The sequence below is a fragment of the Streptomyces sp. NPDC047022 genome, from assembly GCF_040644155.1.
Taxonomy (GTDB): Bacteria; Actinomycetota; Actinomycetes; order Streptomycetales; family Streptomycetaceae; genus Streptomyces.
In genome coordinates this window covers 1-2,680 of sequence record NZ_JBEYVV010000086.1, presented here as the reverse complement: position 1 = coordinate 2,680, position 2,680 = coordinate 1, and the positions used below count along the sequence as shown (strand labels likewise).

3 protein-coding genes are annotated in these 2,680 nt (G+C 68.7%); 1 reads left to right on the top strand and 2 read right to left on the bottom strand.

The annotated features are described in order from the left end of the window. Positions 1 to 14 precede the first annotated feature (14 nt). The gene (locus ABZ845_RS31825) at positions 15 to 512 is read right to left on the bottom strand and encodes a hypothetical protein (RefSeq protein ID WP_360986996.1); all 498 of its coding nucleotides are present in this window, start codon (positions 510 to 512) and stop codon (positions 15 to 17) included. 142 nt (positions 513 to 654) lie between these two features. On the opposite strand from ABZ845_RS31825, the gene ABZ845_RS31820 reads away from it, so the two are divergent. Beyond that, positions 655 to 1,707 carry an Lrp/AsnC family transcriptional regulator gene (locus ABZ845_RS31820; RefSeq protein WP_360986993.1) on the top strand — a complete coding sequence of 351 codons (1,053 nt, stop codon included), beginning with the start codon at positions 655 to 657 and terminating at the stop codon, positions 1,705 to 1,707. A gap of 103 nt (positions 1,708 to 1,810) precedes the next feature. Here ABZ845_RS31820 and ABZ845_RS31815 read toward each other — a convergent pair. Then, the coding region (locus ABZ845_RS31815; protein WP_360986990.1) for an IS701 family transposase at positions 1,811 to 2,680 on the bottom strand (870 nt) is incomplete at its 5' end.

The window sequence follows — 2,680 nt, the reverse complement described above, 5'->3', positions numbered from 1 at the left end:
AGAGGAATCCAGCACTAGGGCACCCAGAGCCACTTGGTGTAGTTGCCGTCGATCTGGTAGCAGCTGAGGTAGGTGTCACCGGAGGCGTAGTGTCCGATGTATCCGGGGACGGTACCGAGGGTAGTGGGCTTGTTCGCCTTGGGGATCGTGCTCATCCCCAGGTAGTAGGTCTTGTAGTTGTTGCAGCTCGTCGTGTCGACGTCCTTGGGGAAGTCACCTTTTTCACTCTTGGGGACGGCCAGGCAGATGTCCGTGTCGTGGAGGCTCCCGTAGACCTCGTGCACCTGGCCCTGGACGACGCCCCACCACTGATTGTCGTCGTTCCGGTTGCACTTCACCATCGTGACGGCGTACGTGTAGCCGGAGCGGACGCCCCGCATGCACTTGCCCGTGGCCACGTTCTTGAGCTGGTACGCGGGGGCGTTGGCGGACGCAGGCGTGGTTCCCAGCACGATCTGGGTCGCCGCGGCAATGCCGGCGACCGCGAGCAGAGCGGTCGTTTTGCGCTTCATTCCGTTCCTCCATGTATTCGTGATGCTATGTCAGGCCCGCGATCCTCGGTTGACTGCGGCGCCCTGGCGGATGACATCCATCCTTGGGGCACGGTCCCGAGACGGGTGCCGCACGGCGACGGAATGGGCGAAACTTGCCTTCATGGCGCGCGCATCGGCGGATTCCGTACTGAGCCTCATGGATCAGCGGCTGGTGGCCGCGCTGCAGTGCGACGGCCGCCTCACCGCGGAGCGGGCGGCCCATGTGCTGGGGCTCAGCTCCACCACCGTTCGCCGCCGCCTGCACGCGCTCGGCGCCGACGGCACCGTGCGCGTAGTGGTCTCACCGGTCGCGCGACCGCGAGCCGGCGGATCGGCCGGGGCCCTGTTCCTGCGCATCCGGGTACTTCGTGGAAAGCTCGACACAATCGTGGCCGCGCTCGCGGCCCGCGAGGACATCCCGTTCATCGACATCACCACCTCGGGTGACGAGATCTTCGCGGTTGCCCGCACCGAGCCGGGTTCACGCGACCCGTTGGTCTTCCGCCAGCTGCCCTCCACCCAGGCGGTGACGTCCCTGGAGAGCGCCACGATCCTGCACGTCTTCCGGCTCACCTCCGAGTGGCGGCACCAGGTGCTGACCGTGCCCGAACGCGCGGCGCTGAGCCCGGCCGAGCCGGTCCCCGGGGCGACGGCGTCCGGTTCTCCGGGTCCGTACGGCGTCGACACCGACGCCCTGGAACAGTCCCTCATCGACGCCCTCACCCCCGACGCGCGGCTGACCGCCGCGGCCCTGGCCGCCCGAACCGGCCACCCGGAGAGCACGGTGCGCCGCCGCCTCGCCCAACTGACCGCCCAGGGCCGCCTGATCACCCAGGTCCTGGTCGATCCGCGCCGCCTCGGGCTGCCCATCGAGGCCAAGCTGCTGCTCCACGTGGCCCCCGACCATCTGGCCGCCGCCGGGCAGGCGCTGGCCGACCACCCCTCGGTGCACGGCGCGTTCGCGACGTCGGGACCCTCGAACCTGCACGCGGCCGCGTACTTCCCGGACCTGACAGCCCTCTACGGCTTCCTCTCCCGCGACCTGGTCGGCCTGGGCATCACCCATGTCGAGACGGCCATCGTCAGCCGCGCCGCCAAACGCACTCCCGCGCCGGTCCAGCCGGTACCAGGTGGCCAGGGCCGAGTGAACGCCACACTATTAGGGCCTTGTTAGGTCGTGTCGTAGGGCTGCCATGGGATGGGCTGTCTGCAAGTCGGGCAGGTGCCGGTCCAGGCAGCCAGGATGTGCTGGAGAAGGTCCAGGGTCTGGTAGAGGGTCAGGCCCTGGCAGGGGCTTTTGGGCAGGTCCGCTGTTCGGTCAGGAAGAGATGGGCGGCGGTCACGAGAGTGACGTGCCGGTGCCAGCCGACGAACGAGCGCCCTTCGAAGTGATCGAGTCCGAGAGCGGTCTTCAGCTCCCGGTAGTCGTGCTCAATGCGCCAGCGTGACTTCGCCAGCCGGACCAGATCGCGGACGGGAATGTCGGCTGGCAGGTTCGAGATCCAGTACTTCACCGGCTCCGCCTCGTCCTCGGGCCACTGGGCGATCAGATGGACCAGTCCGATGACACCGTCCGCGGCAGGCTTCGGCCGCCGCCCGGCCAGCCGGACCTGCAAGAACACGAAACGGGAGGCCATGGCTGCTTTGGAGCCTTTGCGCCAGGTCACCGTCACGGCCCGGTCCCGCCCGGCAGCCAGGACATGTTCACGCAGACTCACGGCCCGGGTGCGATAGCGGGGCAGCGGCCGGGGCCCGAGCCCGCCGTAAGGCGGCTCATAGGGCTCGGCCGATGCGGCATGGGCGGTCAGCTCTCCCTTGACCTGCAACGCGTAGGCCAGGCCCCGTCCCTCCAAAGCGCGACGGAAGCCGGCGTTCGCGCCGTAACCGGTGTCTGCGACCAGCACCGCGGGCCGTAAGCCCAGGGCGGCCAGTTCACCGAGCATCTCAAGAGCGAGCTGCCACTTGGGCCGGTGATGCTCGCCTTCGGGAATCCGGCAGCGGGACCGCCGGTCCACTGCATCAGGCCCGTCCCAGCTCGGGGGCAGAAACAGCCGCCACGACAGCGGACACGAAGCGGTGTCCGAGGCGGCGTGGACGCTGACACCGATCTGGCAGTTGCCGACCTTGCCCAGCGTGCCCGAATACCG